This window comes from Acinetobacter sp. G11 (assembly GCF_049808495.1).
In the GTDB taxonomy this organism is placed as follows: Bacteria; Pseudomonadota; Gammaproteobacteria; order Pseudomonadales; family Moraxellaceae; genus Acinetobacter; species Acinetobacter kookii.
Window position 1 is genome coordinate 1 of record NZ_JBNCAT010000075.1, and the last position, 1,039, is coordinate 1,039.

Here is a 1,039-nt window from a genome sequence, read left to right on the forward strand (position 1 = left end):
GGCTTTGTTGCATAAAGGTTTGAAAGGCTGAGCTCCCCTAAGTGATCTAAATTTAAGTGACAACTTGGGTATGAGGGCGCCCTAATTCTGTGAATTTATTCAATACCGCTGTACGTGCATGGATCTCATTCACCTGACTCGGAAAGCTCCTTGCTGTTAATTTATCGCCTAATAATTTGATGCAATGCATCTTGGTTTCCACCAAACTTCGACGATGATAACCAGACCATTTTTTCCAAAGTGACCTTCCTAGCCGTTTGACGGTTTTCAATAACTCATTCCGCTCTATAGACCTCGCTTGCTGATCTTTCCAAGGCTTTGCATTCTTCCTGGGAGGAATCACTGCATGTGCATCTCGATCTAAAATGACTTGTCGGCAGTACTTTGTGTCATAAGCACCATCTGTATAGACAGAATCAATTTGCTCATCTAAGGGAATTTGGGCTAGTAAATCTTCGAGTACTTGTGAATCACTGACATTATTCGTTGTGAGCTGAACTGCACGTATTTCAAGAGTTTCAGCGTCTATAGCAATATGAAGCTTACGCCATTGGCGACGATATTCAGCCTCATGTTTCTTGCATTTCCATTCGCCTTCACCTAGAAACTTCAAGCCAGTAGAATCCACGAGTAGATGGAGACCATCACGACTTTTTTGATAGCTAATCGCAATATCAATATGCTTTTGTCTTCTACAAAGCGTAGTGTAATCTGGAGCTGTCCAATCTAATCCACAGAGTTTAATCAGGCTTTGAACAAAACCTGTCACCATACGTAAAGAGAGTCGAAATAGAGATTTGATCATTAAGCAGCATTGAATTGCTGTATCGGAGTAGGTTTGATTTCGACCTTGCTTGCCTTGTAATTGTGCATACCACTGAGTCTTTGGATCAAACCAAATGGAGATATTACCTCGGTTAATTAAAGCTTGATTATAGGATGACCAATTAGTTGTACGATAGATTTTAGGTGCAGGCTTCTTCATTCTGAAATTATATTGCTGAAGAAGCCTTCTAAGCTATGTTTGTGCAACAAAGCC

The 1,039-nt window shown here is 40.6% G+C and carries 1 protein-coding gene; it reads right to left on the reverse strand.

All coding sequences use genetic code 11. The annotated features are described in order from the left end of the window. Positions 1–52: 52 nt before the first annotated feature. Positions 53–985: an IS5 family transposase gene (locus ACPUEY_RS14035; protein WP_425122463.1), complete on the reverse strand. Its 933-nt coding sequence runs from the start codon at positions 983–985 to the stop codon at positions 53–55. Positions 986–1,039: the final 54 nt, after the last annotated feature.